At 69.5% G+C, this 26,406-nt stretch carries 29 protein-coding genes; 11 read left to right on the forward strand and 18 right to left on the reverse strand.

The features are described 5' to 3' along the window. Window positions 1–76: 76 nt before the first annotated feature. The 4 genes from FN976_RS22555 to xseB form a co-directional block, all read right to left on the reverse strand. Entirely contained in the window at window positions 77–1,156 is a 1,080-nt protein-coding gene (locus FN976_RS22555; protein ID WP_145895331.1) for a TRAP transporter substrate-binding protein, read from the reverse strand. 194 nt (window positions 1,157–1,350) lie between these two features. Beyond that, a complete protein-coding gene (gene dxs, locus FN976_RS22560; protein WP_145895449.1) occupies window positions 1,351–3,237 on the reverse strand; it encodes a 1-deoxy-D-xylulose-5-phosphate synthase in 1,887 nt (628 codons plus the stop codon). Between the two features lie 22 nt (window positions 3,238–3,259). Then, window positions 3,260–4,147, reverse strand: a complete 888-nt coding sequence (locus FN976_RS22565) for a polyprenyl synthetase family protein (RefSeq protein ID WP_145895332.1) — start codon at window positions 4,145–4,147, stop codon at window positions 3,260–3,262. Beyond that, window positions 4,144–4,371, reverse strand: a complete 228-nt coding sequence (xseB, locus tag FN976_RS22570; RefSeq protein WP_145895333.1) for an exodeoxyribonuclease VII small subunit — start codon at window positions 4,369–4,371, stop codon at window positions 4,144–4,146. The genes FN976_RS22565 and xseB overlap by 4 nt, the downstream gene beginning before the upstream one ends. 136 nt (window positions 4,372–4,507) lie before the next feature. Between xseB and FN976_RS22575 the strand changes: the two genes are divergently transcribed. The 3 genes from FN976_RS22575 to FN976_RS22585 are packed head-to-tail and all read left to right on the forward strand — an operon-like array spanning window position 4,508 to window position 7,483. Further along, window positions 4,508–5,659 carry an aromatic ring-hydroxylating oxygenase subunit alpha gene (locus FN976_RS22575; RefSeq protein WP_145895334.1) on the forward strand — a complete coding sequence of 384 codons (1,152 nt, stop codon included), beginning with the start codon at window positions 4,508–4,510 and terminating at the stop codon, window positions 5,657–5,659. A gap of 3 nt (window positions 5,660–5,662) precedes the next feature. Beyond that, window positions 5,663–6,562 carry a DMT family transporter gene (locus FN976_RS22580; protein ID WP_145895335.1) on the forward strand — a complete coding sequence of 300 codons (900 nt, stop codon included), beginning with the start codon at window positions 5,663–5,665 and terminating at the stop codon, window positions 6,560–6,562. Window positions 6,563–6,589: 27 nt separating this feature from the next. Beyond that, a complete protein-coding gene (locus FN976_RS22585; RefSeq protein ID WP_145895336.1) occupies window positions 6,590–7,483 on the forward strand; it encodes a sulfurtransferase in 894 nt (297 codons plus the stop codon). Here the strand turns inward: FN976_RS22585 and FN976_RS22590 are convergent. The 12 genes from FN976_RS22590 to FN976_RS22645 form a co-directional block, all read right to left on the reverse strand. Continuing rightward, entirely contained in the window at window positions 7,480–8,715 is a 1,236-nt protein-coding gene (locus FN976_RS22590) for an FAD-dependent oxidoreductase (protein ID WP_145895337.1), read from the reverse strand. The two genes, FN976_RS22585 and FN976_RS22590, sit on opposite strands and share 4 nt — an antisense overlap. 71 nt (window positions 8,716–8,786) lie before the next feature. Continuing rightward, complete coding sequence (locus FN976_RS22595; RefSeq protein WP_145895338.1) at window positions 8,787–9,233, reverse strand: hypothetical protein; 447 nt, start codon at window positions 9,231–9,233, stop codon at window positions 8,787–8,789. A 2-nt stretch (window positions 9,234–9,235) separates the two neighbouring features. Next, entirely contained in the window at window positions 9,236–9,694 is a 459-nt protein-coding gene (locus tag FN976_RS22600; protein WP_145895339.1) for a hypothetical protein, read from the reverse strand. A gap of 142 nt (window positions 9,695–9,836) precedes the next feature. After that, a complete protein-coding gene (locus FN976_RS22605) occupies window positions 9,837–10,340 on the reverse strand; it encodes a hemerythrin domain-containing protein (RefSeq protein ID WP_186511102.1) in 504 nt (167 codons plus the stop codon). Between the two features lie 10 nt (window positions 10,341–10,350). Beyond that, window positions 10,351–10,548, reverse strand: coding sequence for a hypothetical protein (locus FN976_RS22610; protein ID WP_145895341.1), 198 nt, complete (start codon window positions 10,546–10,548; stop codon window positions 10,351–10,353). A 90-nt stretch (window positions 10,549–10,638) separates the two neighbouring features. Then, on the reverse strand, window positions 10,639–11,964 hold the full coding sequence (locus FN976_RS22615; protein WP_145895342.1) for a cation:proton antiporter: 1,326 nt from the start codon (window positions 11,962–11,964) through the stop codon (window positions 10,639–10,641). Between the two features lie 84 nt (window positions 11,965–12,048). Beyond that, window positions 12,049–12,879 (reverse strand): alpha/beta hydrolase, encoded by an 831-nt coding sequence (locus tag FN976_RS22620; protein ID WP_145895343.1) that lies wholly within the window; start codon window positions 12,877–12,879, stop codon window positions 12,049–12,051. A gap of 26 nt (window positions 12,880–12,905) precedes the next feature. Then, window positions 12,906–13,310 carry a hypothetical protein gene (locus tag FN976_RS22625; RefSeq protein ID WP_145895344.1) on the reverse strand — a complete coding sequence of 135 codons (405 nt, stop codon included), beginning with the start codon at window positions 13,308–13,310 and terminating at the stop codon, window positions 12,906–12,908. 155 nt (window positions 13,311–13,465) lie between these two features. Further along, on the reverse strand, window positions 13,466–14,161 hold the full coding sequence (locus FN976_RS22630; protein ID WP_145895345.1) for a tyrosine-protein phosphatase: 696 nt from the start codon (window positions 14,159–14,161) through the stop codon (window positions 13,466–13,468). Window positions 14,162–14,217: 56 nt separating this feature from the next. Then, complete coding sequence (locus FN976_RS22635) at window positions 14,218–14,931, reverse strand: PAN domain-containing protein (RefSeq protein WP_145895346.1); 714 nt, start codon at window positions 14,929–14,931, stop codon at window positions 14,218–14,220. 27 nt (window positions 14,932–14,958) lie between these two features. Then, window positions 14,959–15,558 carry an ATP-dependent Clp protease proteolytic subunit gene (locus FN976_RS22640; protein WP_145895347.1) on the reverse strand — a complete coding sequence of 200 codons (600 nt, stop codon included), beginning with the start codon at window positions 15,556–15,558 and terminating at the stop codon, window positions 14,959–14,961. A 25-nt stretch (window positions 15,559–15,583) separates the two neighbouring features. Continuing rightward, window positions 15,584–16,648 carry a GlxA family transcriptional regulator gene (locus FN976_RS22645; protein ID WP_145895348.1) on the reverse strand — a complete coding sequence of 355 codons (1,065 nt, stop codon included), beginning with the start codon at window positions 16,646–16,648 and terminating at the stop codon, window positions 15,584–15,586. Window positions 16,649–16,791: 143 nt separating this feature from the next. Here FN976_RS22645 and FN976_RS22650 point away from each other — a divergent pair, with 143 nt between their 5' ends. Further along, window positions 16,792–17,874, forward strand: a complete 1,083-nt coding sequence (locus FN976_RS22650; RefSeq protein ID WP_145895349.1) for a class I SAM-dependent methyltransferase — start codon at window positions 16,792–16,794, stop codon at window positions 17,872–17,874. A gap of 222 nt (window positions 17,875–18,096) precedes the next feature. Continuing rightward, window positions 18,097–18,777, forward strand: coding sequence for a hypothetical protein (locus FN976_RS22655; RefSeq protein WP_145895350.1), 681 nt, complete (start codon window positions 18,097–18,099; stop codon window positions 18,775–18,777). Between the two features lie 10 nt (window positions 18,778–18,787). Here FN976_RS22655 and FN976_RS22660 read toward each other — a convergent pair whose 3' ends face one another. Further along, entirely contained in the window at window positions 18,788–20,026 is a 1,239-nt protein-coding gene (locus tag FN976_RS22660) for an MFS transporter (RefSeq protein WP_255440737.1), read from the reverse strand. Between the two features lie 52 nt (window positions 20,027–20,078). Between FN976_RS22660 and FN976_RS22665 the strand changes: the two genes are divergently transcribed. The 6 genes from FN976_RS22665 (at window position 20,079) to FN976_RS22690 (ending at window position 25,574) form a co-directional block, all read left to right on the forward strand. After that, window positions 20,079–20,765, forward strand: a complete 687-nt coding sequence (locus tag FN976_RS22665; RefSeq protein WP_145895352.1) for an aspartate/glutamate racemase family protein — start codon at window positions 20,079–20,081, stop codon at window positions 20,763–20,765. Further along, entirely contained in the window at window positions 20,758–21,816 is a 1,059-nt protein-coding gene (locus tag FN976_RS22670) for an Ldh family oxidoreductase (RefSeq protein WP_145895353.1), read from the forward strand. Before FN976_RS22665 ends, FN976_RS22670 begins: the two co-directional genes overlap by 8 nt. A 22-nt stretch (window positions 21,817–21,838) precedes the next feature. Then, window positions 21,839–22,819, forward strand: coding sequence for a Bug family tripartite tricarboxylate transporter substrate binding protein (locus tag FN976_RS22675; protein ID WP_145895354.1), 981 nt, complete (start codon window positions 21,839–21,841; stop codon window positions 22,817–22,819). A 161-nt stretch (window positions 22,820–22,980) separates the two neighbouring features. Beyond that, window positions 22,981–23,211, forward strand: coding sequence for a hypothetical protein (locus FN976_RS22680; RefSeq protein ID WP_145895355.1), 231 nt, complete (start codon window positions 22,981–22,983; stop codon window positions 23,209–23,211). Window positions 23,212–23,336: 125 nt separating this feature from the next. After that, the gene (locus FN976_RS29660; protein WP_284699200.1) at window positions 23,337–25,010 is read left to right on the forward strand and encodes a methyl-accepting chemotaxis protein; all 1,674 of its coding nucleotides are present in this window, start codon (window positions 23,337–23,339) and stop codon (window positions 25,008–25,010) included. A gap of 123 nt (window positions 25,011–25,133) precedes the next feature. Then, on the forward strand, window positions 25,134–25,574 hold the full coding sequence (locus FN976_RS22690; RefSeq protein WP_145895356.1) for a DUF7673 family protein: 441 nt from the start codon (window positions 25,134–25,136) through the stop codon (window positions 25,572–25,574). A 6-nt stretch (window positions 25,575–25,580) separates the two neighbouring features. Here FN976_RS22690 and FN976_RS22695 read toward each other — a convergent pair whose 3' ends face one another. Then, on the reverse strand, window positions 25,581–26,387 hold the full coding sequence (locus tag FN976_RS22695) for an IclR family transcriptional regulator (RefSeq protein ID WP_255440740.1): 807 nt from the start codon (window positions 26,385–26,387) through the stop codon (window positions 25,581–25,583). Window positions 26,388–26,406 lie beyond the last annotated feature (19 nt).

Here is a 26,406-nt window from a genome sequence, read left to right on the forward strand (position 1 = left end):
GTGCACAGGAAACGGGCGATGCAAAACAAAAAGCCGCACTTGCGTGCGGCTTTCGTTGTGCCTGAAGACCGTGGTCTTACAGCTTCTGGCTTTGCATGAAGCGGTCGAACGTGGCTTCCGTGAAGCGGAACCACAGGTTCTGGTCGGCGCGGAACTTGGAGTAGTCCGCGTAGATCTTCTTCCAGTCCTCGTTCTTGGCGTTCAGTTCCTCGTACAGGCCGAGCGACTGCTTGAAGGCTTCGGCCATCACGTCTTGCGAGAACGGACGCAGCTTGGTGCCGGCCGCCACGAGCTGCTTCAGGGCAGCCGGGTTGCGGGCGTCGTAGCGGGCCTGCATGGTGACGTGAGCCTCGGCGGCAGCCGCCTGCACGATGGCCTTGTTCTCGGCGGACAGGCCGTTGAACGCCTTGTCGTTGATGAAGAAGTCCAGCTGCGGACCGCCTTCCCACCAGCCGGGGTAGTAGTAGAACGGCGCGACCTTGTTGAAGCCGAGCTTCTGGTCGTCGTACGGTCCGACCCACTCGGTGGCGTCGATGGTGCCCTTTTCCAGCGCCGCGTAGATCTCGCCGCCGGGGATGTTCTGGGGCACGCCGCCGAGGCGCTCGAGCACCTTGCCGGCGAAGCCGCCGATGCGCATCTTCAGGCCCTTCATGTCCTTCAGCGACTTGATTTCCTTGCGGTACCAGCCACCCATCTGCGCGCCGGTGTTGCCGCCGGGGAAATTGACGATGTTGTACTTGGCGTAGAACTCGCGCATCAGCTTCAGGCCATTGCCGTCGTACATCCACGCCGTCATCTGCCGGCTGTTCAGGCCGAACGGGATGGCGCAGCCGAGCGCGAAGCATTCGTTCTTGCCGAAGAAGTAGTAGGGCGCGGTATGCGCAACTTCCACGGTGCCCTGCTGCACGCCATCGACCACGCCGAAGGGGGGCATGAGTTCGCCGGCCGCGTGCACCGAGACTTCGAACTTGCCGCCCGACATGGCCTTCACCTGGTTGGCGAAGACTTCGGCCGCGCCGAAGATCGTGTCGAGCGACTTGGGGAAGCTCGAGGCGAGGCGCCAGCGCACGGCCGCCTGCGCGTGCACGGCGGGGGCGATGCCCGCGGCGAGCACCCCGGCGATGCCGGTGGTTTTGATGACTGAACGACGGTCCATGGAACGCTCCTCTGGTGGGAAATGCAGGTGACGAATGTAGGGATCGCGGTCAACTTAAGTGTTGACCTTTTCCGCTGCACATTCTCGGGACTGCATCCACTTTGGTATTCAGGGGTTTTCCCTTGCGGCACGCATTGAAACCTTCGTACGCGCGGTCTTCGTCAGCATTCCTTCAGCTTCGAACGAAGAGGAAATCAACTCACCACTTTGAGGCTGGGTGCGTTGCGTTCCAGGTGCTGCGCGAAGCGCGCCTGGATCGCGGCTTCGATGCCCGCCGCATCGAGCCCCTGGAGCGACAACAGGCGCGCCGGATCGCCATGCGGCGCGAACTCGTCGCGCAGCCCGAGTTGCAGCACCGGCTTCGCGATGCCAGCGGCCTGCAAGGCCTCCAGCACCGCGCTGCCGGCGCCGCCCATCACCGCGCCCTCCTCCAGCGTCACCAGCGCGTCGTGCGAGGCCGCGAGCTGCAGCAGCAGCTCGGCGTCGAGCGGCTTGACCCAGCGCATGTCCGCCACGGTGAGGTTCAGGCGCTCCGCCGCCTGCAACGCCGGCTGCAGCAGCGTGCCGAAGGCAAGCACCGCGACGTGCTTGCCCTCGCGGCGCAGCTGGCCCTTGCCGAGCGGCAAGGCATCAAGCCCGGGTGCGATCGTGGCACCGGCGCCCGCACCGCGCGGATAGCGCACGGCCACCGGGTGGTCCTGCCGGTAGGCGGTGGTCAGCAACAGCCGGCACTCGTTCTCGTCGGACGGGCAGGCGATGCTCATGTTCGGGATGCAGCGCAGGTACGGAATGTCGTACGCGCCCGCGTGGGTCGGCCCATCGGCGCCCACCAGGCCCGCGCGGTCGAGGGCGAACACGACAGGCAGGTTCTGCAGCGCGACGTCGTGGATCAACTGGTCGTAGGCGCGCTGCAGGAAGGTGGAGTAGATCGCCACCACCGGTTTCAGCCCTTCGCAGGCCAGGCCGGCAGCAAAGGTGACGGCGTGCTGTTCGGCGATGCCGACGTCGTGGTAGCGGTCGGGGAAGCGCTTGTGGAACTCCACCATGCCCGAGCCTTCGCGCATGGCGGGCGTGATGCCCACCAGCCGCGGGTCGGCCGCCGCCATGTCGCACAACCACTGGCCGAAGACCTGCGTGAAAGTGGGCTTGGCCGGCGCCGTTGATTTGACCAGGCCGACGGCGGGATCGAACTTTCCGGGGCCGTGGTAGGCGACGGGGTCGGCCTCGGCCAGCTTGTAGCCCTGGCCCTTCTTGGTCACCACGTGCAGGAACTGCGGGCCACGCAGCTGCTTGATGTTCTCCAGCGTGGGGATCAGCGACTCGAGGTCGTGGCCGTCGATGGGGCCGATGTAGTTGAAGCCGAACTTCTCGAACAGCGTGGCCGGGGCGACCATGCCCTTGGCGTGCTCCTCGAAGCGCTTCGCCAGCTCGAACAGCGGAGGCGCCACCTTCAGCACGTTCTTGCCGATGTCCTTGGCCGCCGCGTAGAAGCGGCCGCTCATGAGCTGCGCCAGGTAGCGGTTCAACGCGCCCACCGGCGGGCTGATCGACATGTCGTTGTCGTTCAGGATCACCAGCAGGTCGGTCTCGGCCACGCCGGCGTTGTTCAGCGCTTCGAAGGCCATCCCGGCGCTCATGGCGCCGTCGCCGATGACGGCGATGGCGCGGCGCTGCTCGCCCTTCTGCTTGGCCGCCACCGCCATGCCGAGCGCCGCCGAGATGCTGGTGGATGAATGCGCGGTGCCGAAGGTGTCGTATTCGCTTTCGGCGCGCTGCGGGAAGCCGGCCAGGCCCCCCAGTTGCCGCAGCGAATCCATGCGGTCGCGCCGGCCGGTGAGGATCTTGTGCGGATAGGTCTGGTGGCCGACGTCCCACACGATGCGGTCGTGCGGCGTGTTGAACACGTAGTGCAGGGCGATGGTGAGTTCCACCGTGCCCAGGTTGGAGCTCAGGTGGCCGCCGGTCCGCGCGACCGATTCGAGCACGTAGGTCCGCAGCTCCTCGGCCAGCGGGCCCAGCTGGAGACGCGACAGCCGGCGCAGATCGGCCGGATCATTGATGGATGCTAGCAAGGTGGGCATGGCCATGGGATCCCTGGTTTCTCTAATTGTCTCGATGCACGACCATCTCGGCCAGTGCCAGCAGCGCGCGCGTGTCGGCCAGGCCGCTCGCGGCCAGCGCCACGCGCGCCTGCTCCAGGAGTTCCGCGGCGTAGCCGCGGGCGCGCTCCAGCCCCAGCAGGGACACGTACGTCGGCTTGTCCTGCGCGGCGTCCTTGCCGGCCGTCTTGCCCAGCGTGGCGGAGTCGGCGGTCACGTCCAGGATGTCGTCCACGACCTGGAAGGCCAGGCCGAGCGCGGCGCCGTAGCCGGACAGGCCCTCGGCCGCGAGGTGCGAGGGCTCGCCGCAGGCCGCACCCATCATCACGCTGGCCTGCAGCAGGGCGCCCGTCTTCAAGCGGTGCATGTGGCGCAGTTCATCCTCGGTGAGCGAGCGGCCCACGGCCGCGAGATCGATGGCTTGTCCGCCGGCCATGCCGGAATGGCCGGCAGCCTGCGCGAGCAGGCGGCACAGACGGGCCTGCACCGCGGCCGGGATCGCCGCGTCGTCAGGCGCCAGCAGCTCGAACGCAAGCGCCTGCAGCGCGTCGCCCGCCAGCAGGGCGGTCGCCTGGCCGAATTGCACGTGCACCGTGGGCTTGCCCCGGCGCAGCACGTCGTTGTCCATGCAGGGCATGTCGTCATGCACCAGCGAATACGCGTGGATGAGCTCGACGGCGCAAGCCGCACGCAAGGCCGCGGCCGCGTTGCCGCCTACAGCGTCGCAGGCAGCCAGCACCAGCAGCGGGCGCAGCCGCTTGCCGCCGTCCAGAACGGCGTAACGCATGGCGTCGCCGATGCCCGCGGGCGCCTGTGCCGGCACCCACGCCGACAGCGCCTGTTCCACCGCGGCGGCGCGTTCGCCGGTCCAGCCTTTCAAGTCGAATGTCATTCGCCAGTCCACGGTTTCAGCACGCCGGCGTCCAGCACCTTGATCTGGTCCTCCACGGCCTGCAGGCGTTCGCGGCAGAACTTCAGCAGTTCGGCGCCGCGCTCATAGCCGGCCAGCAGCTGGTCCAGCGGCAACTGGCCCGACTCGATCTGGGCAGTCAGCCGCTCGAGCTCCTCCATGGCGGATTCGTAGCTGGCGGGGGATTGGGAACGTGGTTCGGTCATTCAAATACTTCGGGGCAAGCGCTGGATTTTAGGGGTGCGGCCCCCAGGTACCCCCCGGGGGTTAGAATCCCCTCCCCTGTCGCGCTCCCAAGCGCGGCCCTGCCCCTTCATAGGGGGAGTCTCTAGGTCAGGTGAAATGTCTGATTTAAGTCTTCAACTGCAGCAGGCCGCAAGCCAACTTCCAGTTTCCAGCTACTTCGACCCGGCGCTCTTCTCGCGCGAGATGGAGCTCATCTACCAGCGCGGCCCGCGTTATGTCGGGCATGAGCTGGCCGTGCCCGAAGCTGGCGACTACCACGCACTGCCCCACGAAGGTGAGGGCCGCGCGCTGGTGCGCACGCCTGCCGGCGTCGAGCTCATCTCGAACGTCTGCCGGCACCGGCAGGCGGTGATGCTGCGCGGGCGCGGTTCGACGAAGTCCAACCCGGCCTCAGGCGGCAATATCGTGTGCCCCCTGCACCGCTGGACCTACAGTACCGGCCAGAATGAACAGGCCGGTGTGCTGCTGGGTGCTCCGCACTTCAAGGTGGACCCTTGCCTGAACCTCAACAACTACCCGCTGCAGAACTGGAACGGCCTGCTGTTCGAGTCGGCCAACGGCTTCGACGTGAACCGCACGTTGGCGAAGCTGGGGCCCAAGGCGGACCTGGATTTCTCCGGCTACGTGTTCGACCGGGTCGAGCTGCACGAGGTCGACTACAACTGGAAAACCTTCATCGAGGTCTACCTGGAGGACTACCACGTGGGGCCCTTCCATCCGGGCCTGGGCAACTTCGTCACCTGCGAAGACCTGCGCTGGGAATTCGGCCGCGACTACTCGGTGCAGACGGTGGGCGTGGCCGGCAAGCTGGGCAAGGCCGGCTCGGACGTCTACCGCAAGTGGCATGACGAAGTGCTGCGCTACCAGGACGGCCAGCCGCCCAAGCACGGCGCGATCTGGCTCACGCTGTACCCGAACGTGATGGTGGAGTGGTACCCGAACGTGCTGGTGGTCTCGACGCTGCACCCGCGCGGCCCGCAGAAGACGCTGAACGTCGTCGAATTCTTCTACCCCGAGGAAATCGCCGCGTTCGAACGCGAGTTCGTGGAAGCCCAGCAGGCGGCCTACATGGAAACCTGCGTCGAGGACGACGAGATCGCCCTGCGCATGGATGCCGGCCGCAAGGCACTGATGGACCGCGGCGACAACGAGGTCGGCCCCTACCAGAGCCCCATGGAAGACGGCATGCAGCATTTCCACGAGTGGTACAGGGGAGCCATCGGCGCGGACGACCCGGCTCTCCGCTAAGGAATGCAAGCGCTCTGGATGCTGGCGGCATCCTTTTTCTTCGCCACCATGGCGGTGTGCGTGAAGATCTCCTCGGCCTGGTTCAACGCGGCCGAACTCGTGTTCTACCGTGGCCTCATCGGCATGCTGCTGATGTGGCTGTGGGCGCGCTCGCGGCGCGAATCGCTGGCCACCCACTACCCGGGCATGCACGCCTGGCGCAGCATGGTGGGCGTGCTCTCGCTTGGGGCCTGGTTCTACTCGCTGGCTTTCCTGCCGCTGGCCACCGCCATGACGCTCAACTACATGAGCAGCGTGTGGGTCGCGGCTTTCCTGGTGGGTGGCGCGCTGGCCGCGTGGAACCCGCGCAGCGGCGCGCCGCTGCCGGAGCGGCAGGGGCTGCTGGCCGCGACCGTGCTGGCCGGCTTCGTGGGCGTGATCCTGATGCTGCGGCCGACCATCGCGCAGAACCAGATGTTCGCCGGCACCGTGGGCCTGCTCTCGGGGATGATGGCCGCCTTCGCCTACCTGCAGGTGATGGCCCTGGGCAAGCTGGGCGAGCCTGAGTCGCGCACGGTGTTCTATTTCGCCGTGGGCTCGGCCGTGGCGGGCGCCGCCGGCATGCTCTTCACCGGCCTTTCACCCTGGGACTGGATGCACGCCCTGTGGCTGCTGCCCGTCGGGCTGCTCGCTTCCCTGGGCCAGCTCTGCATGACCCGCGCCTACAGCCAGGGCGCCACGCTGGTCGTCGCCAACCTGCAATACTCGGGCATCGTGTTCGGCGCCTTCTACAGCCTGCTGCTGTTCGGCGACCAGATCCCCATGGTCGGCTGGATCGGCATGGCGCTGATCGTGGGCAGCGGCATCGCGGCGACCGTGCTGCGCTCACGCGCGGCGCCGGACGCGCCCGGGGAAGAGCACTAGGAGTTCGCCAAGCATCAGGAGTCCGCCATGGCCAGTTACAGCACACTGATTTCCGTCGCCGAACTGCAGGCGTTGCGCGCGGCCGGCGCGCCGCTGATGGTCTTCGACTGCAGCTTCGAACTGATGAACCCTGCCGCGGGCGAGGAACAGTACCGCGACGCGCACATCGCCGGCGCGGTCTACGCGCACCTCGACCACGCGCTGAGCGACAAGGGCACACCGGACGGCCAGGGCAACTACGTCCCGCATCCCGATGCCGCTTCAGGCGGCCGGCACCCGCTGCCCAGCCGCGAGAAATTCGCGGTGTGGCTGTCCTCCGTGGGCTTCTCCAACGAGATGCAGGCGGTGGTTTACGACCGCCAGGGCGCCAACTACTGCGGCCGCCTGTGGTGGATGCTGAAGTGGGCGGGCCATGAGGCCGTCGCGGTCCTCGACGGCGGCCTGCCGGCCTGGCAGGCCATGGGTGGTGACGTGCGCTCCGGCACGGAACCGTCCCATTTCCAGTCGAACTTCGAACTGGGCGAGCCGCTGCGCCGGCTGGCCACGACGAAGGATGTCGCCGGGCGCCTCGGCGGCCCGGGCCAGACGCTGATCGATGCGCGCGCCAATGCGCGCTTCAAAGGGGACGTGGAGCCGCTCGACCCGGTGGCGGGCCACATCCCCGGCGCGCTGAACCGCCCGTTCGCCCTGAACATCGGGCCCGACGGCAAATTCAAGCCGGCCACGCAGTTGCGCGAGGAATTCGAGCAGTTGCTGGGCGGGCGCGATCCGGCGACGGTGGTGCATCACTGCGGCAGCGGCGTGAGCGCATTGCCCAACGCCATCGCGATGGAAGTCGCGGGGCTCGGGCCGACAGCGTTGTACGCGGGAAGCTGGAGCGAGTGGTGCCGGGACACCAGGCTGCCGGTGGAGCGCGGTTAGCTTTTCTTCCGGGCCGGCAGGACATGCTCCGGCCGCGCCCCGATACCGACGGCATAGGCGGGCAGCGCGCGCAACGCCGGAAAGCGGTTCAACAACTTCAGCGCGGCCGGCATCCGCGGCGCCTGCGTGCTGTCCAGCAAGGGGTTGATCAGCCGGTTCTGGGCGGCCACCTGCACCGCCTGCGTCACGCGGGTCGGGAACAGGCGGCGCTGCTGCACCCGCGGCAGCAATGCATCCAGCGCCGCAGGGGTGCAAGCCGGGTCGGCCAACGCAGGGCCCAGGATGTTGCCCGCTGCCACGGCGTCCTGGATCGCCAGGTTGATGCCCACGCCGCCGATCGGTGACATGGCGTGCGCGGCATCTCCGATGCACAGCAAACCCGGCTTCCACCATTGCTCCAGCCGGTCCACGCTCACGCTCAGGAGCTTGATCGCTTCCCAGTCGGGCAGGTCGGCTGCCAGCCGCCCGGCAAACCGCGGCACGAGCGCCGCGAAGTCAGCCAGGAACGCCGGCAGGCCGCGGGCCCGGATCGCCTCGATGCCGCCCTTGTGGATGACGAAGGCGCATTGCCAATAGCTGCCGCGGTCGATGAGGGCCACGAAGCGGCCGGTGCCGACGCGCCCGCCGCTGCCGCTGACGTCCGTCGGCAGTTTCGTGACGCGCATCCACAGCACGTCGATCGGCGCACCGAGGTCGCGCACCGGCAGGCCCGCCGCGCCGCGCAGCGTCGAATGCCGGCCGTCGGCGCCGACCACGAGGTCAGCGCGAATCTCGAGCGGCCCGTCGCTGCCGGCGGCGCGCACGCCCACGACGCGTCCGCCCTCGTCGATCAAGCCCTCGGCACGCGTACGCAGCAATGCGCGGAAGCTCGCGTGCCGTTCGCCCTCGTCGCGCAGGAAGTCGAGAAACTCCCATTGCGGCATCATCGCGATGAAGCCGCAGCGCGTCTTCAGGCGGCGGAAGTCTGCAATGTGGGCGCGCTCGCCCCCGATGTCCACGTGGATGTCGTAAGCCTTGTCATGCGGCCGCGCGAGAAAGTCCTCGAGCAGGCCGAGTTCGTGCAGGACTTCGAGCGTGGAGGGATGGACCGTGTCGCCGCGGAAATCGCGCAGGAAATCCGCGTGCTTTTCCAGGACGAGCACGTCGACGCCGGCGCGCGCAAGCAGCAGTCCCAGCATCATGCCGGCCGGCCCGCCGCCGGCGATGCAGCAACGGGTGTGCAACGTGGCCATGGCGCGCAGTGTCACCGCGCGCTGGCGGGAAGGCAACAGCGATGCGGGCGCGTTCTGCGCCGCCTAGGCTCCTAGCGCGCGCCGACCTCGCTGCGGGAGTTCGAATCCGGGCTGCCGCGCGCCGCGCCCATGGCGGACGCATCGGCGGCGGGGGCCGGTGTCGTGGCAGGGGTGGCCGCGCCGCCCGCATCCGCTGCCGCGCCCAGCCCGCCATGCAGGCCGGACCCGGCCTGCGTGGAATGCGCCGCCGGGGAAGTCCCGGGATCCGTGCTGCCGCGGCCGGTCGTGCCCGGCACGACGTCGGCGCCCGAAGCGCCGGTGTGCGGCGCCGAGCCCTTGATTCCGGACGGGCCGCCAGGCGGGCCGTCGGGAGCTTGCGGCGCGGCGACCTGGGCCGGGTTCCCCGTGCCCGGGCTACCCGGGGCATTGGCGTTCTGCGGCGCCCGGTCGCAGCCGGCCAACGCCAGCGCGAATGCCGCCGCCAGGGGCCCTGTGATCCAGGCTGCCGCGCGCTTCATGGTCAGCGGGTCGTCGAGGTGGAGCCGGTGCCCGTCGTGCCGGACGTGCCCGTCCCGGAGGCGCTGCCCGTCGTGCCCGAACCCATGGTGCCGGAGCCCGTCGAACCGGTGGCACCCATGGTCGAGCCGCTCGTGGCCGGATCGGTCGTGGTGGTGCCGGACGCGCCCATCGACGTTCCGCTGCCGGTGCCGGTGGTGCCGGTGGAAGCCGTGGTGTCGGTGGAACCGGTGGTGCCCGTCGTGCCCGTGGAACCCGTGGTGCCGGTGCTGGCGGTGGAATCGGTCGAGCTCGTGCTGGGGCTGGTGGTGGCGGTGCTGGGCGACGTCGTGCTGGATGACGGCGTGGTGGTGGTCGATGACGACGTCGAGGTGTCGGTCGCATTGCGTTCGCCGCAGGCGGCGAGTGAGAGGGCGGCCATCAGGGCCAGGGCGGCGCAGCGCGCCATCGGAACAGTGTTCATGGTTTACTCCTTGGGTGATTTGCTTGAGTGTCCGGACAGCGTTTCGCGCCGTCTGATGCAAACTCTAGGGAACCGGGGTACCGGCGTTGTCGGCCTCAACTGTCGACACCTGTAGGACAAGGCACAGGCGCCAGGCAACCAGTTACGTCGCCGCGTTCGAAAGCGTCTCCTCGCGTAACGCTTCCGCCACCGTGCGCAACTCCTCCCTGCGCGCCGTGATCGACGTGGCGAGCGCGTGGAGGTCGAGGCCGGAAGCCAGCAGGCGATTGAAGACCTGCTCGCGTTCCTCGCGCACGTGGCGTTCCACGTAACCAGCCAGCACCGCGACCTTCGCGTCGTACAGCTCGTCGTCAGGCGACCCCGTGAGGATCTGCGCGATGAATTCGCGCGCGCTCCCATGCTGCTCCTCGGACTCGTCCACCAGGTCGTCGTCGCGCAGCGCATCGCGGACGGCCGGATAGAACAGCTCCTCCTCCAGCTTCGCATGGATCGTCAGCTCCATGCAGATTTCCTCCGCCAGCGCGCGCCGCTGCGGCGCCGCCGCCTTGGTGCGCACCAGCTCCCGGTAGCGCTCGAACAGCTCGTGCGCGAGCAAGTGGTCGGCATCGAGCAGGTCGATGGCGTCGGGCGCCTTCTTGCGCTTCATGGCCGTTCGCTCAGCGCTGCCGGCCGCCGCGTTCCGCATCCGTCTTCGAGAACTGCTTCATCACGGGTGTGGCAGGCGTGCCGGTGTTGCCGCTGGCGGGCGTGCCCGCGTCGGCCGGTTGCACGTCGGGGCCGGGCGTGCGCTTCTGCGCGGCGCTGGGCCTGGCGTCGTCGTCGCGCTCGCGGGCCGGGGGATCGGATTGGGGCATGTCGGTCTCCTTGAACTGAGGCCTACTCTAGAGAAGCCGCGTGCGCACGTTGTCAGCACCGCGGCGACAGCCCTGTAGGAATTGCGCCTTTCAGCGCTTGCGCGACCGTGCCACCGCCCGCTCGTACGCCGCCATCATGGGCGTGACGGAAATGCCGTGGACCACGATGGACGTCACCACCACCGACAGCGTCAAGGCAGTCAGCGTCTGGGCGAGCGCGGGGTCCAGGCCATGGTTGGCCGCGTACATGAGGTAGTAGACGGAGCCGACACCTCGGATCCCGAACCAGCCCGTCAGCCAGCGCTGGCCCGACGATGCTGCGCCACCCGCCAGGCCCACCGCGACGGACAGCGGCCGGACCACCAGCAGCAGCAGCGGCACGAACCACCAGGCGCTGGCATGCCAGTCGACCGCCCAGAGCAGCGCACCGATGGTGACGACGATCGCCACCTCGCCGATGCGCTCCAGCTGTTCGTTGAAGCCCAGCACGGCCTGCGCCATGAAGGCCGGGGCATGCTTCGGGTCGGCAGCCATGTTCTCCGCGACGCTGCGGTCCGGGTTGCTCAGCGCTTTTTCCACCTGGCGCGCCGAGGCGGGCCCGGCACTCTGGTTCTCCACCAGGCGCCGCAATGCCACGCCCGCCGCGAAGACGGCGAGAAAGCCGTAGGCGTGGGCCAGCAGCGCGCACCCATACGACAACGCGATCAGGCCCAGCGCAAGAAAGTCATCGAGGCCGATCGCTTCCTTGTGCTCGCGCCGGAGGTACAGCACCAGGCGGCCGGTGGCCAGGCCCAGCAGCCAGCCGATGCCCAGGCCGCCCGCGGTGGCCCAGAGAACATCGACCAGCATCCAGCGGACACCATACGGGCCCAGTTCGTGCAGGCCGAGCAGGCCCAGGCCCAGCATGACGAACGGGAACGCCGTGCCGTCGTTGAGGCCGCCCTCCCCCGTGAGTGCGAACCGCAGCTTGTCCTGGTCGCCCGGCTCCTTCAGTTGCACTTCCGACGCCAGCACCGGGTCGGTCGGCGCGAGGATGGCGCCCAGCAGGACGCAGGCGCCCAGCGGAAGGTCGAGGAACATCCAGGCGACGCTGGTGATGAGGCCGATGGTCACCACCATGGAGACCGTTGCCAGGCGCACGGGCAGCGCCCAGCGCCGCTCCTTGAGCCCCGTGCTCAATTTCAGGCCCGCCGTGAACAGCGAGATGAGCACCACCACCTCGGCCAGGCGCTCGAGGATGGTCATGTGGTCGAGCGGCCTGGCGGCCATGAGGCCGGCGCCCCAGGGGCTGACGGCCATCCCGACCAGCAGGTACAGCATGGCAGTCGAAAGCGGCAGGCGCTTCAGCACGGTCGTGGCAAGTGCCATCGAGACCATCAGCAAGCCGACGATCACGGCCCAGAGCGCAAATTCCATCGCCCCATTGTTGGGGATGGCAAGCTCAGCCGGTGTGGGGGAATGCCGCGTTCGGCGTCCTGCGCCGCGCCGCCTGAACTTGCCTCAGAGCCGGCCGAGGGCCGACGCCAGCGCCTTGCGCACGGTCGGGAACAGGTGTACGTCGCTGTGGCCCGCGCCCGTCACCCGCAGCAGTTGCGGCTTGCACTTGCCCTTGCCCATGGCCGTGCAGAGCTCCTCGCTGTGGCGGATCGGGATGAGTTCGTCCTTGTCGCCGTGAATCAGCATCACCGGGCCCAACAGCTTGGCCGCGTGCTCCAGCGTGTGCAGCGGATAGCGCAGCACCTGCAGCGGCACCCACGGATAGAGTTCCGCGGCGAGCGCCCGCATGCTGCTGTAGGGAGAGACCAGCATGGTCAGGTCGGGCGTCCGGCCGGCGGCGCTCAACTGCGCGGACAGGCCCGCAGCCAGCCCGGTACCGAGCGACTGGCCGGCGATCACCACACGCTTGCCCTCGTACATGCCGGCGAAATGTTCCCACACGGCTTTCACGTCGGCGTGCAACTGCTCCTCGCTCTCGATCTGGCCGGAGCTCTTGCCGAAGCCGCGGTAGTCGAACATCACGACATCGAAGTTGGCCTTGCGGAAGGCGTCCAGTTCGACGAACCACTTCTTCAGGTTGCCTGAATTGCCGTGCAGGAAGAAGAAGACGCCGCGTGATTTCTCGTTGCGGAGCTGCGCGACGGACAGCCGGGCACCTGGAACTTCGATGAAGAATTCCCGCGTGTCCGGGTCGGCGCAGATCGGCTCGTCGTGCGCCAGCAGATCGGGCTCGAACAACAGCCGCTCCTGCCGGAACCAGAGCCAGCCGACGGCACAGGCATACACCGCGCCGATGGCGGCCACCACCGAAGCTGTGAAGATGGCGTAGACCATGTTGTCGTCCTCCCTGTGGCGCGGCTTCAGCGCGTCTTTTTGTTGTCGGGATCGCTGGGCCCGTTGCGGTCCGAGAGGCCGGCCCCCGGCGGGCCCAGGTCCCCGGCGTCGCTCGGGTTCTTGTCGTCCCAGGTGCGCCCGGCGCCCGTGATCTTGCCGCGCGGATGCACCATGTCGTCATCGTCGAAGTTCAACGCGCCGCCGGCCATCGGCTTGTCTTCGGCCGCGCCATGGTCCCGCTCGTTGACGCCGGAAGGCGAGACGAGATCGGGCTGCTCGTCGCTGGTGAGGCCGATCTTTCCGGGGCCATCACCACGATAGTCGTTCGCGGAAGCGGTTTCGGCTTCGCGTCCGGCCCGCCCGACGTCGGGCGAGGGGCGATCCTGGTCCTTGCGGGGCACCCCGTCGCGGGATTCTTCCTGGTTGGGCATCGCCTGACTCCTTGTGTGCCTGCAAGCCTGGTGGCCTGCTGTTGCATCGGAGTGTTGCCCCACGAGCCAGCGCGACCTGTAGTCGGCGCGCAGCGCGTGGCGTAGGAATGCGGCGCGGGGCGGGATCAGCCAACGCGGTTGGCGCGGGTCAGCCCTCAGGCGAGGTAAAGCCCGCGCAGGTGCTCGCGCTGCGGGTCGCCCACACCAAGTGCTTCGCGCAGGTAGCCATCGACCGAACCATGCGCAGCAGCCGCCTCGTCGAAAGCCGCCTGCAGGAAATCCGGCTGCACCCGCCACAGCACCGCCATCACTTCGCCGGGCAGGCCGTAGCGCGAAACAGAGGGCATGGCCAGGCGCTCGTTCGTGAGCAGGTAGTCATGCATCACCTCGTCGTCCGGTGCCCCGAGCGCATGCAGCACGAGGGCGGCCGCGAAGCCGGTGCGATCCTTGCCGGCGGTGCAGTGAAACACCGTGGGCTCGCCGGACTCGAGCAGGTGGCCGAAGAACTCGGCGAAGCGATGCGTGTTCTCGCGCACGAAGCCGCGGTAGGTCTCGCGCATGTGGTGCGCGACGACCTCCTTGGTCAGCGTCTGGCCCGCCGCCACCAGCGAGTTCAGAGCCTGCACGACGGTGGGTTCGATGGGCAGCGAATGCACGGTCACGTCCGGCAGGGCGCAGACCGCGGATTCGCGTTCGTCGACCCCGCGGAAGTCGAGCACGCGCTGGATGCCCAGCGCCTGGATCTGGCGCGCGTCGTCGGCGTTGAGTGCGCCGAGGTGGTCGGAGCGGTAGAGGGTGCGGGGGCGCAGGCCGGAGACGGGGCGGAAGTTGGTGGAGCCTGTGAGTTGCATGAGACGGATTGTCCCGGATTGGTGTGACTCCGGCTGTCCACTCGCCAACCTCCTGACTACCGCCCCTTCACCCCCGCCGTGCAACAGGCATCGCGGACGGCCGCAGGAACAGTGCTCTTGAGCCAGCAGCGCGCATGCTCGTTCTGGAACCCCGGGCGCACGAAGGTCCAGGACTTGCAGCGGCCGTCGGCGTCGCAGGCCGCCCGGCACTCCTGCGGCTCGGTGCCGGTCAGGTCGAAGTTCCGGTAGTCGCCGCCCGGCAGGTTCGTGCCGGCACCGGGACTCACCGGCGCGGCCGGCGCCTGGCGCGGGGGCACCGGCGCAGCGGCGCGCGGCCGGTCGCCATCGCGCGAATCGTTGCCGCGCCGGTTGGAATCGTCGTCGCGTCCGCGGCGCTCCGGGCGGTCGTCGTCGCGTCCACGCCGCTCAGTGCGGTCGTCGTCCCGCCCGCGGCGACCACCACGATCGGCATCGTCGGAGCGCAGGCCCGACACGCAACACTCGTCGTTGCGGCGGCGCGGCACGCTATCCTTGAGCCAGCAGCGCGCCCGGGCGCCCTGGACGCCCGGCTTCACGTAGGTCCAGGCATCGCAGCGCTTGTCGCCGTCGCATTCGGCCTGGCAGGCCTGCGGGTCGGCCCGGCGCAGCTCGAAGTTGCGGTAATCGCTGCCTGGCCGGTTCGAATCCCTTTCATAGGCCGCGGCGGGCGCCGCGAAACTTCCCAGCAGCAGGGAAAGCATGAGTCCAGCGGCGGCAATCATTGTTCTCATGCGGTCTCCATCGTTTTTCAGGGCAACCTAGCGCTTCAGCTCGGTCTTGCGGTCGATGATGCGCCCGACCAGGCCGTATTCGATGGCCTCGGCCGCGGACATCCAGCGGTCGCGCTCGATGTCCTCCAGCACCTTCTCGAGCGACTTTCCCGTCTCGCGCGAAATGGTGCGGGCGATCCGTTCGCGCGCCTTGATGATTTCCTGCGCGTGGATGGCGATGTCGGTCGCCTGGCCGCCGGCGCCACCGGACGGCTGGTGGATGAGGAAACGCGTGTTCGGCGTGCAGAACCGGCGCTCCTTCGGCACCGAGAGGTACAGGTGCGTGGCGGCGCTGCCGACCCAGCCGGTGCCGATCATGTTGACCGGCGCGGCGATGAAGCGGATGAGGTCGTGGATCGCGTCGCCCGATTCGAGGTGGCCGCCCGGCGAGCTGACGATCATGTCGATGGGGGCGTTCGAATCGGCGTCCAGCGCGATCAGCCGGCGCGCGATGTCGCCGGCGCTGCTGTCGGAAATGGCACCGAAGAGCAGGACGGTGCGGGACTTGAAGGCCTTTTCTTCCAGAAAGGCGTTGCGTGGCTCCGCGGTGGCGGCGGCGGAGGAATCGTCGGGGTCGGTGAGTTGCATGTGGATCTCCTGCGCCAATGATGCATCAAGCCGAGGCTCGGCCGTCCGGACCGGCCGCTTGGCCCCGCGCAAAGTCCGGAATGCGGAAACGCTTGCGGTAGGCGCCGGGCGCCATTCCCGTCGTGCGCTTGAACAGCCGCCGGAAGAACGCCGGGTCTTCATAGCCGACGCGCCAGCTGATCTCGTCGACCGGCGCCTCGGTGCGCTCGAGGCGCCGCTTGGCGTCCTCGATCCGCAGGCGCTGCACGTAGTCGATGGGACTCAGCCCCGTGGCGGCGGTGAACCGCCGCTTGAAGGTGCGCTCGGCCAGCGCGGAGCGCTTGATCATTTCATCCACCGGATTCGCCACGCCGAAATGGCTGCCCAGCCACTGCTGCGCACTCTGGATCTCGCCGTCCCCATGGTCGCTCTTGCCTTCGAACACGATGAAGGGCGCCAGGCCGTCCTGGTGCCATTGCAGCGCGAACAGGCGCGCCACCTCCTGGGCCGTGGTGGCGCCGGCGTGCCGCGCCGTGAGATAGAGGACCAGGTCGTGCCAGGTGGTCGAGGCGCCGGAACAGACCAGTTCCTGGCGCAGGCCCGAGATCACGAGCACCCGCTCCGGATGGATCACCACCTCCGGGTAAAGGTCCTTGAACGCCGCGGCGTACCAGAAGTGCACCGTGGCGTCCTTGCCATCGAACAGCCCCGTTTCGGCGAGCAGGAAGATGCCCGAGCAGGCCGAGCACAGCATGGCGCCGCTGGCATGCATGCGCCGCACCCAGTCGAGCAGCCGCGGATAGCGCCCGCGCTGCCAGCCGCCGGGGCCGAGCACCACCGACGGCACGATGACGATGTCGGTCGAAGCGATCTCGTCGAACGACCGCTTCACTTCGAACGGGACGCCGCCCGCGAGCGGCTGCATGCCCTTCTTTTCGCCGACCACTTCCACCCGGAAGGGCGCCGGCGCACCGGGACCGACCAGGCCCATCAACGCGGGCGCGTTGAGCACGTCGAAGATGCCGGCGAGCGTGGAGACCGCGGCCTCGGGCACCGCGATGAGGCTCACGTGCAGCGGCGTGGATTCGGCGGGGAGTTCGGGTCGGGCCATGGTGCTTGGACCCCAAGCATAGCGGCCGGCGGGACGCCCGGAGTGGCACGAAACGACCGGTCCCGGGTGATTCCGGCTCTGTGCGCGGGCACCGCCCCCAGGAATGATCCAGTCATCGCAACAACGCCTTCAAGGACCCGATCATGGACGCATCCACCACCGCTCCCCCCGCCATCGACATGGAGAAGCTGCAGGCCTTCTCCATGCGCACGATCACCGACATCGCCGCGGGCTATGTTGGCGTGATGGTCAGCCTGGGCACCAAGCTGGGGCTGTACAAGGCGCTCGCCGGCGCCGGTCCGTTGAGCGCCAAGGAAGTTGCCGGCCGCGCGGGCTGTGCCGAGCGTTACGTGCGGGAATGGCTCAACGCGCAAGCGGCTGCCGGCTACCTGGGCTATCACCCGGTCAGCGACACCTACGAACTGTCGCCGGAGCAGGCCATGGTGCTGGCCGACGAAGACAGCCCCGCCTACATCCCGCACGCCTGGAACGTGCCGGCCTCCATGTGGTTCGACGAGCCCAAGGCGCTCGAGGCCTTCCGCACGGGCCGTGGCGTGGCCTGGGGCGAGCACCACGAACGCATGGCCTGCGGCATCGCCGCGTTCTACCGCAACGGCTACAAGGCGAGCCTGGTGCCGCAATGGCTGCCGGCACTGCAGGGCGTCGTGGGCCAGCTCGAAGCCGGCATCGACGTGGCCGACATCGGTTGCGGCCATGGCCACTCCACGCTGCTGATGGCCCAGGCCTTCCCCCATTCTCGCTTCCACGGCTTCGACACGCACGCGGCATCGATCGTCGAAGCGCGGCGCCTCGCGGACGAGGCGGGCGTGAGCCACCAGGTGCGCTTCGATCTCGCGCGGGCCACGGACTACCCGGACAAGCGCTACGGCCTCATCTGCTTCTTCGACGTGCTGCACGACCTGGGCGACCCGGTCGCCGCAGCCCGCCACGCGGCGAGCGTGCTCGCGCCGGGCGGTACGGTGATGCTGGTGGAACCCTTCGCCAACGACCGGGTGGAAGACAACGCCGGCACCGTCGGCCAGCTGTACTACACAGGTTCCACCCTGATCTGCTGTGCCCACGCCATCAGCGAGGGGGGCAAGATGGTGCTGGGCGCGCAGGCCGGGCCGGCGCGGCTGGCGGACGTGTTCCGCAAGGCGGGCTTCAGCCACTTCCGCCAGGCAGCCGCGACGCCCTTCAACCTGATCTTCGAGGCCCGCCGATGATCCGGCAGCTCGCGGATCCGGCCTCGTTCGTGGCGCTGTGGGCCTGGGCGTCCGCCGTGGGCATGGCCGCGGCGGCGCTGATCCTCATCGCGGCCTGGGGCCCGGATTGAGGAACGGTGGCATGCCAACCAAAAGCTAGGGAACACCCTCGTGCCAGTTGGCGGCCGTCTGCGGCGTAATCCATCGCATCGCTCCCCCAACAAGACGAAAAAGGACCCTGCCATGCGCCACGCCCGAACCCTCATCGCCGCCGCCGCGGCCGTCGCCCTCCTCAGCAGCTGCGCGATCTTCACCCCCACCAGCGGCGGCTCGCCGAGCTTCTTCATCACCAGCGCCGGCAGCGGCAAGGGTGCCGACCTCGGCGGCCTCGCGGGCGCGGACGCGATCTGCCAGCGGCTCGCCACCGCCGCGGGCACGGGCGGCAAGACCTGGCGCGCCTACCTGAGCACGCCCCCGACGCTGCCCTCGGCCAACAACCCGGGTGTCGCTGCCGTGCACGCGCGCGACCGCATCGGCAACGGCCCCTGGTACAACGCCAAGGGCATGCTGATCGCGCGCGACCTGGACCACCTGCACAACGGCAACAACATCAGCAAGGAAACGGCGCTCGACGAGCGCGGCAACGTCGTCAAGGGCCGCGGCGACACGCCGAACGAACACGACATGCTGACCGGCACCCGCTCCGACGGCACCGCGTTCGCGCCGCAAACCGACACGACTTGCAAGTCGTGGACCAGCAGCACCGACGGTTCCGCCATCGTCGGCCACCACGACCGCATCGGGCCCAACGCCGACGCCTGGGCGAAGGCGTGGAGCTTCTCGCACCAGTCGGCCGGCTGCTCGCAGGAGGCGCTGGTCCGCACCGGCGGCGCGGGGCGCTTCTACTGCTTCGCGTCGAACTGAACGCAAGCCATCAGGCAGGCTGGCGGCCGCGCGCCGCCACCCGCCACAGCACCCACGCGCAGGCGGCCGTGGGCAGCGCGAGGGCCGCGAAGCCGGCCCGGTAGCTGTCGAACGCACCGGACACCACGCCGAACAGCATGGGACCGAGCACCACCCCGAAGAAGGTGACCGCGAGCGTCCCGCCGGTGGCGGCGCTCGCCTGCCCGGGTGGTGAACAGCGCGCGACCTCGGCCAGGTACACACCGTTCCAGCCGATGGCCGAGGCGCCGAAAGCCATCAGCAGAAACACAGTCAGCGCCTGCGGTGCGCCCGCCTGCAAGACCGCCGTTCCGGCCGCGCACAATGCCATGGCTCCCGCCAGCCAGGCCAGCATCCGATAGGCCCCCAGCCACCGGTCCGCGACCCAGCCCCATGCGATGCGGCCAGCCACGCCACCAGCCTGCGCGGCCGAGAGCAGCACGCCGGCGGCCACCAGGGTGTAACCCAGCGACGCCGTCAGGTAAGTCACGAGATAGGTCGAGAAGCTCATCTGCGCGATGGAAAAGACGAACGACACCAGCGCCAGCCGCTTCAGCGCCGGCTCCGCGGCCACCAGGCGCAGGCCGCGCGTCACGCTGCCCATCCGCAGGGGTTGACCGGGATCACGGTCGCCGTCGAGCGCTGCCCGAAAAGGCTGGGCCACCAGCGCGCAGGCCAGCGCCGCCCCGGCCACCGTGAGCAGCGCCGATGGCGCCCCGCCCGCCAGCGCCAGGCCGGGCACGAACACACCGGCCAGGACGCCGCCCAGCGGGACACCGGTCTGCTTGATCGAGAACACCAGTGACGCGCGGTGCGGGGGCGTGGTGCGCGCCAGCAGGTGGGAACTGGCCGGCGTCACCGGCCCATATCCCAACCCGGTGAGGAATGCACCGACGGCCGCGGCGGGCAGTGAAGGCCATAGCGCCGGCAAGGCCATGCCGAGCGCACAGAGCACCAGCGCCGCCTGGCTGGTGCGCAGCGCCCCGAAGCGCAGCACCAGCGGCGCGGCGGCCAGGCTCGCGGCCATCGCCCCCAGGTAGACAACCCCGATGTAGGCGCCCAGCAGCGCGGGCGGCGCCCCCATGGCCTGCGCGAAGGCGGGGCCCATGGCGGGCACGGCCAGCACGGCCATCGACACCAGCGCCTGGATCGCGAGCGTGACCAGCAGCACGCTCCAGTTGCCCGCGGGAGGCGTTGCGGCGACGGCGTCGAGGTCCGGGGATGGCTGCACGGCGGCTGCGAGCTTACCCGCATTCCGTTTGCACGCTAACATCGCCGGTCTCATGCCTCCCGCCGTTCCCCGCGTCGCCCTGATCCATGCCACGGCGCTGGCCGTGCAGCCGGTGCGGGACGCCTTCGAGCGCCATTGGCCCGAGGCCGTGCGCATGAATTTGCTGGACGACAGCCTCTCCGTCGATCACGCGGCCGCCGGCGCATTGACGCCGGCGATGGTGCAACGCTTCATCGACCTGGCCTGCTACGCCAGGGACACCGGCTGCTCCGGCATCCTCTACACATGTTCCGCCTTCGGCGCGGCGATCGAGGCCGCCGGGAGCGCCACCGGCCTGCCCACCCTGAAGCCCAACGAGGCCATGTTCCGGCAGGCATTGGCGATGGCGCGGGGCCGTGGCGCGCTGCGCGTCGGGCTGCTCGCGACCTTCCAGCCTTCCATCACTTCGATGGCGGCGGAATTGCAGGCCATGGCCGCCGGCCGCGGCATCGAGGTGGACGTGCGCAGTGCCTTCGTCCCCGAAGCCATGAATGACCTGGCCCAGGGACGTGCCGGCGAGCACGATCGCAAGGTCGCGGATGCCGCGCAGGCGCTGCGGGCATGCGACGTGGTCCTGCTGGCGCAATTCTCGATGGCCGCAGCGCGGGATCCCGTGCAGGCCACCCTGGACGCGCCGGTGCTGAGCAGCCCCGACTGCGCCGTGCTCGCCCTCAAGCAGGAAGTCGCATCGCATGCCTGACCCTCGCATCCCGCCTGCGCAGTTGAACCGCTTCATGGCGGCCGCGCTGCGCCAACTGGGCCTGCCGGAATCCGACGCCACGACCGTGGCGCAGCTGATGACGGAGGCGGAGACGCAAGGCTCGGACGGCCACGGCGCGATCCGGCTGGCACCCTACGCGCGGCGCATCCGTGCGGGCGGCTACAACTTGCGGCCCGACATCCGCGTGGTGCAGGACCGCCCGGGCATGGCGCTGCTGGACGGCGACAACGGCTTCGGCCACCTGGTGATGAAGAGAGCCGCGGAACTCGCCATCGAGAAGGCGCGCCAATGCGGCGTGGCCTGGGTCGGCGCGCACCACTCCAACCATGCCGGCCCGGCTTCGATCTATGCGCGCATGCCGCTCGCCCACGACATGCTGGGCCTCTATTTCGCGGTCGGCAACGCCAATCACCTGCCGCCCTGGGGCGGTCTCGACATGCTGCTGTCGACCAACCCGGTCGCGGTGGCGGTACCAGCCGGCGAGGAACCTCCCGTGGTCCTGGACATGGCGACCACGGTGACGGCCTACGGCAAGGTCAAGGCCAAGGCGCAGCGCGGCGAAGAGATGCCGATCGGCTGGATGATCGACCGCCTGGGCCAGCCGCTGACCGACCCCAAGCGCGCGGACGAAGGCTTCCTGCTGCCCATCGGCGGCTACAAGGGGTATGGCCTGGCACTGATCGTGGGCCTGCTCGCCGGCACCCTGAACGGCGCGGCGATGGGGCGTGACACCATCGACTTCAACAAGGACGACGCGACCACCACCAACACCGGGCAGGCCATCCTGGTGATCGACCCCGCCGCGTTCGGCGACGTCGCCGCCTTCAAGGCCCGCGTGGACCAGGTGATCCGCGACATGCGCGGCAGCGAACGCATGCCGGGCGTGGACCGCATCTGGTTGCCGGGCGAACAGAGCCACGAGCGCCGCATCGCCAATGAGCGCGATGGCCTGGCATTGCCGGACGCGCTGCGCGCCCAGCTCGACAAGCTGGCCGGCGAGCTCGGCCTGCCACCACTGAGCGAACACTGAACGAACACCGAAGGAGACTTCCATGCGACCGCCCCGCCGTTCCACCCTGCTCGCCGCGCTGTCGGCGCTGGCTCTCGCCCTCCCGCTCGTGGCCGAGGCCCAGGCCTGGCCGGCGAAGCCGGTGAAGATCATCGTGCCCCTGGCGGCCGGCAGCGCGGTCGACAACGCCGCGCGGATCGTCGCCGAGAAGCTTTCGCAGGACCTCGGGCAGTCGTTCGTGATCGAGAACCAGGCCGGCGCCGCCGGCCTCATCGGGGCGGGCAACGTCGCCAAGGCGGCGCCCGACGGCTACACGTTCGGCGGCTTCAACGACAGCATCATGACCATGGTGCCGCACCTCCAGGCGCGCATGCCCTGGGACATCCTGAAGGATTTCGAACCCGTGTCCCTCGTCGCCACGGTCGAATGGGGCCTGGTCGTCAACGCCGAGGCGCCGCAGCGCACCGCGGCTGACCTCATCGCCACGGCGAAGCAGGCCCCCGGGAAGGTGAACTACGGCTCGGGCGGCAACGGCAGCCCGCAGCACATCGCGATGGCACTGTTCGCGTCGCAGTCCGGCGTGCAGATGACGCACGTGCCGTACAAAGGAGCGACCCAGGCCGCGATGGGCGTGGCGGGCAACGAGGTGCAGGCCGCTTTCCAGGGCATCGCCACCGTCAATTCGCTCGTCAAGGCGGGCAAGCTGCGCCTGGTCGGTGTGACGACCGCGCGACGCATGCCGCAGTTCCCGGAGGTGCCGACGGTGTCCGAGTCGGGGCTGGCCGGGTTCGAGTTCAACTCGTGGTTCACGCTGATGGCGCCCGCCGGCACGCCCCGGCCCATCGTGCAAGCGCTCGCCGCCGCCGTGCAGAAGGCGTTGGCCGACCCCGGCGTGAAAGAGAAGCTCTATGCGCAGGGCCTGACGCCGCGCGGCTCCTCGCCCGAGGAACTGGCCGCCGCCACGCGGGCGCAGCTGGCCAGGTACGGCGCGCTGATCAAGCAGAACGGGATCACGGCGGAGTGAGACCCCGGCCCCACGAGTCAGCAAGAAACGACGGTCCCGGTGCGACTTCGTGACGAATGTCCGCACGGCGTGTGGGCACTTCGTGACGAATGCCCGCGCGGCGTGTGCGCGAACCGCAATAGTTCACAGGCCTGAAACGGCACCTTGTGCAGAATGGGCCCGTGGTTTTCAGATCCGTCCGCCCCTCCCCGCTTCTCACGCCCGTCGTTTCGGCGATGCTTGCGCTGGCGCTCTGGGCGCTCGCACCCTTCCTGCTGGGCCGCGACTTCCGGACCAGCGAGCTGCTGCTCGTGGCGGCCTTGGCCGTCCCGTTGCTCGAGTGGGCACGGCGCCGCTGGCTGCGCCGCGAGCGCGAAGCGATCGAGAGCCTGCGCGACTCGGCGCTCTGGTAAGCGCCAGCGCGGCGGTGCCTGCGCGCCGGGTGGGGCACATTGGGGTTTTCACTCAACCGTTACAGCTTGAAACATCGCGTCCGACAGCGCAGCATCCGCGTTGTTGTTCCAAGCAAAGGCTCCCAGTGCGCGACCTGAAACTTTCCACCCGGCTGGCCCTGTTCGTCGCGTTCGTGGTGGCCATCGCGCTGGCGATCGGCGGCGTGGGCCTTCTGTCGCTTCGATCCGCCCAGTCCGGCACGGCGAGCAGCCTCCAGCAATCCGCCGAACTCCTGGCCGCGGTGGACTCGGCACGCCGCGCGCAAGTGGCCTCGCAGAACCAGGTGCAGGAATTCAAGAACATCCTGTTGCGCGGGCAGGACACCAAGGACCTGGAACGCTACTCGACCGCGTTCCGCAAGCGCTCGGACGAAGTCACGGCCGAGCTCGCTGGCACGCGCGCGGCGTTCCAGGCGCTGCGGCTGCCCCTGGCCCTGGTCGATGACGCCACGAAGCTGCACGAGGGCATCGTCGAAAACTACTCGCGGGCCCTGCGCCAGTTCGACCCCTCTTCGCCCGCCAGCGCCCAGGCGGTCGACCGGGCCGTGCGCGGCAAGAGCCGGCCGCTGGAAGACAAGATCGAGGAGATCGTGCGATTGGCGCAGCGGCACGCGCGCCAGCAAGGCGCCGCGATGCGCGCCCAGGCGGCGGGCGACACGGCCGCCGCCCTGCTGCAACTGGCGCTGCTCGTTGCCGTGGCGTGCGGCGTCGCCATCACGTTCGGCTGGTGGCTGGTGCGCAACCTGCTGCGCGACCTGGGTGGCGAGCCGGCCTACGCGCGCGACATCGCGGCGCGCGTCGCCGCGGGCGACCTCACGGTCGAAGTGCTGCTGCGCGCGGACGACCGGCGCAGCATCCTCTATGCGATGCAGCTGATGGCGCAGAACCTGCAGGCGCTGATGGCCGAGGTGGCCGCTTGCGCCGGCGGCGTCGCCGACAGCACCAGCCAGATCGCGCACGGCAACGCCGACCTGTCGCAACGCACCGAGCAGCAGGCGGGCACGCTGGAGGAGACGTCCAGCCACATCGAGCAGTTGACCGCGACCGTGGTGGAGAACGCGCAGCGGGCCCGCAGCGCGAGCCAGCTCGCGGTGGGCGCCAGCGAGGTGGCGCGCAAGGGCGGCCAGGCCGTGGGCGAGGTGGTGGCCACCATGGACGACATCAGTGCCTCCTCCGCGCGCATCCATGAGATCGTCGGCGTGATCGACGGCATCGCTTTCCAGACCAACATCCTGGCGCTGAACGCGGCGGTCGAGGCGGCCCGCGCGGGAGCCGAAGGCCGCGGCTTCGCGGTCGTCGCCGCCGAAGTGCGCAGTCTCGCCCAACGCAGCGCGGCGGCGGCGCGGGAGATCAAGGGCCTGATCGCCGATTCGGCCAGCAAGGTGGAGACGGGCGCCAGGCGGGTCGCGGCCGCCGGCAGCACCATGCAGGAAATCGTGGACTCGGTCAGCCGCGTGTCCGGCTTGCTGGGCGAGGTGGCCATGGCCTGCCAGGAGCAGAGTGCCGGCATCGAACAGGTGAACAGCGCCGTGTCGCAGATGGACCACGCCGTGCAGCAGAACGCCTCCCTGGTCGAAGAGGCGGCGGCGGCCACCGAGAGCATGAAGCAGCAGGCCGCCACCTTGCTGCAGCTGATCGGGCGCTTCCGGCTGCGCAAGGACCACGATGCGGCCCAAACCGCCGCCAGGCCATCGCGCGACGAAGGACGTTCCCCGGCGCGCTTGCGGCCCACGCCGCTCGCGCCACAGCTCGCACGGTAGCGGGCAACCCCGCCACCTCGCGGCGCGCGCCCGGCGTATGAGGGATTGCCCGCTGCCCCGCTGCAGCTCGGCCGTTCTACAAAGGAGCCGACGCGCTGCCGCGCCACCCGAGGGGGATCCCCGATGCTGTCGCAGACCGACCGTGAACGCCGCCACCAGGCCCGCCTGGCGCAGATCAACCGGGTGCAGGTCGTCGTTGGCCGGGCCGACCGCTCGCGCATCGACCACGAAGGCACGCTGCTGGAACGCGCGCGACTGCTGTCGCAAGAGGTGGATGCGCACGCGGCCACCGAACGCGGCCTGGATGCTTTCGCGCGGCTGCTGCGGCTGGCCGAGGAGGAGCCGCACTCGCGGGCCGGCCAGCACGTCGTGCCGTTCCTCGCAGCCGTCTGGAATGGCCAGCCCCTGCCGATCGCCGCGCTGCGAGTGCCGGCGCCGGCCGTGGCCGACGACATGCTGGCCGTGCTGGATGCCTACCGGCACGCCCGCCTGAACATCGCCGACCAGGTGGAAGGCGGGGCGGAGCGCGTGGCCCGGCTGCTCAGGCGGCAGCGCGAGCGCTGAACCGCTTCAGCGCTGCCGCGCGCTCGCGAACAGCGGCGACGTGGCGCTCGCCATCGCCAGTTCGGCGGCGGCGGCCACCAGGGACGGCCCGAGTTCCAGCATCCGTGCTTCCGTGAGCCGCTGCATCGGCCCCGCGATCGTGATCACCGCGATGGCCTCGCGGCCGCGGCGCAGCACGGGCGCCGCCATCGCGGTCATGCCGGGCGCATACATCTCGCTGATCATGCTGAAGCCGCGCTGGCGGTCCTGCTCCAGGATCGCAATCAGGGCCCGGAACGAGACCGGCGCCTTCGGCCCGAAGGTTTTCGCGTCGCCGAACCCCTGCTTCGCCACGAGCTCCGTCGCGCGCTCCTCCGACAGGGTCATCAGCCAGGCGTGGCCGCCCGCGCTGCACGAGAGGCGCACGTCGATGCCCATGTCGGCGTCGTAGCGCAGCCCCGAGCGCGCGCCCTGTGACTTGGCGACGAAGGTCAGGCGGTCGCCGTCCACAAGCGCCAGGCGCACGAGCTCGCCGGAGGCCGCCGCCACGCGATCGATGATCGGCTGCGCGATGTCGACGATGCCCGCGGAGCCGAGGAAACCCAGTCCCACGGCCGCCAGCTTGGTGGTGAGCGCGTAGTCCCCCTGCGCGCGCAGTTGCTGCGCATAGCCGCAGCGCACCAGGTCGGCCAGCAGGCGATGGCAGGCGCTGCGGGGCAGCGCAAGTTCGTCGGCGAGCGCCGCGAGCGGCATGCCCTCGGGCGCGCCGGCCAGCGTTTCGAGGATGCGGAGCACGCGGTCCACCGTGCCGGCCGCCGCCGGAGGATTCATCATTGCGAAACAGGATTCCGGT

The sequence above is a fragment of the Caenimonas sedimenti genome (assembly GCF_007833165.1).
GTDB classification, from domain to species: domain Bacteria; phylum Pseudomonadota; class Gammaproteobacteria; order Burkholderiales; family Burkholderiaceae_C; genus Ramlibacter; species Ramlibacter sedimenti.

Excerpts from the sequence above, each read along its gene's own strand:
- FN976_RS22590 (WP_145895337.1), bottom strand. The coding sequence starts at position 8,715 with ATGGCCACGTTGCACACCCGTTGCTGCATCGCCGGCGGCGGGCCGGCC.
- FN976_RS22585 (WP_145895336.1), top strand. The coding sequence starts at position 6,590 with ATGGCCAGTTACAGCACACTGATTTCCGTCGCCGAACTGCAGGCGTTG.
- FN976_RS22605 (WP_186511102.1), bottom strand. The coding sequence starts at position 10,340 with ATGAAGCGCAAGAAGGCGCCCGACGCCATCGACCTGCTCGATGCCGAC.
- FN976_RS22600 (WP_145895339.1), bottom strand. The coding sequence starts at position 9,694 with ATGAACACTGTTCCGATGGCGCGCTGCGCCGCCCTGGCCCTGATGGCC.
- FN976_RS22610 (WP_145895341.1), bottom strand. The coding sequence starts at position 10,548 with ATGCCCCAATCCGATCCCCCGGCCCGCGAGCGCGACGACGACGCCAGG.
- FN976_RS22645 (WP_145895348.1), bottom strand. The coding sequence starts at position 16,648 with ATGGCCCGACCCGAACTCCCCGCCGAATCCACGCCGCTGCACGTGAGC.
- FN976_RS22695 (WP_255440740.1), bottom strand. The coding sequence starts at position 26,387 with ATGATGAATCCTCCGGCGGCGGCCGGCACGGTGGACCGCGTGCTCCGC.
- FN976_RS22630 (WP_145895345.1), bottom strand. The coding sequence starts at position 14,161 with ATGCAACTCACAGGCTCCACCAACTTCCGCCCCGTCTCCGGCCTGCGC.
- FN976_RS22675 (WP_145895354.1), top strand. The coding sequence starts at position 21,839 with ATGCGACCGCCCCGCCGTTCCACCCTGCTCGCCGCGCTGTCGGCGCTG.
- FN976_RS22555 (WP_145895331.1), bottom strand. The coding sequence starts at position 1,156 with ATGGACCGTCGTTCAGTCATCAAAACCACCGGCATCGCCGGGGTGCTC.
- FN976_RS22565 (WP_145895332.1), bottom strand. The coding sequence starts at position 4,147 with ATGACATTCGACTTGAAAGGCTGGACCGGCGAACGCGCCGCCGCGGTG.
- FN976_RS22670 (WP_145895353.1), top strand. The coding sequence starts at position 20,758 with ATGCCTGACCCTCGCATCCCGCCTGCGCAGTTGAACCGCTTCATGGCG.
- FN976_RS22620 (WP_145895343.1), bottom strand. The coding sequence starts at position 12,879 with ATGGTCTACGCCATCTTCACAGCTTCGGTGGTGGCCGCCATCGGCGCG.
- FN976_RS22655 (WP_145895350.1), top strand. The coding sequence starts at position 18,097 with ATGCGCCACGCCCGAACCCTCATCGCCGCCGCCGCGGCCGTCGCCCTC.
- FN976_RS22635 (WP_145895346.1), bottom strand. The coding sequence starts at position 14,931 with ATGAGAACAATGATTGCCGCCGCTGGACTCATGCTTTCCCTGCTGCTG.
- FN976_RS22640 (WP_145895347.1), bottom strand. The coding sequence starts at position 15,558 with ATGCAACTCACCGACCCCGACGATTCCTCCGCCGCCGCCACCGCGGAG.
- FN976_RS22690 (WP_145895356.1), top strand. The coding sequence starts at position 25,134 with ATGCTGTCGCAGACCGACCGTGAACGCCGCCACCAGGCCCGCCTGGCG.
- xseB (WP_145895333.1), bottom strand. The coding sequence starts at position 4,371 with ATGACCGAACCACGTTCCCAATCCCCCGCCAGCTACGAATCCGCCATG.
- FN976_RS22625 (WP_145895344.1), bottom strand. The coding sequence starts at position 13,310 with ATGCCCAACCAGGAAGAATCCCGCGACGGGGTGCCCCGCAAGGACCAG.
- FN976_RS22595 (WP_145895338.1), bottom strand. The coding sequence starts at position 9,233 with ATGAAGCGCGCGGCAGCCTGGATCACAGGGCCCCTGGCGGCGGCATTC.
- FN976_RS22665 (WP_145895352.1), top strand. The coding sequence starts at position 20,079 with ATGCCTCCCGCCGTTCCCCGCGTCGCCCTGATCCATGCCACGGCGCTG.
- dxs (WP_145895449.1), bottom strand. The coding sequence starts at position 3,237 with ATGCCCACCTTGCTAGCATCCATCAATGATCCGGCCGATCTGCGCCGG.
- FN976_RS22580 (WP_145895335.1), top strand. The coding sequence starts at position 5,663 with ATGCAAGCGCTCTGGATGCTGGCGGCATCCTTTTTCTTCGCCACCATG.
- FN976_RS22615 (WP_145895342.1), bottom strand. The coding sequence starts at position 11,964 with ATGGAATTTGCGCTCTGGGCCGTGATCGTCGGCTTGCTGATGGTCTCG.
- FN976_RS22650 (WP_145895349.1), top strand. The coding sequence starts at position 16,792 with ATGGACGCATCCACCACCGCTCCCCCCGCCATCGACATGGAGAAGCTG.
- FN976_RS22575 (WP_145895334.1), top strand. The coding sequence starts at position 4,508 with ATGTCTGATTTAAGTCTTCAACTGCAGCAGGCCGCAAGCCAACTTCCA.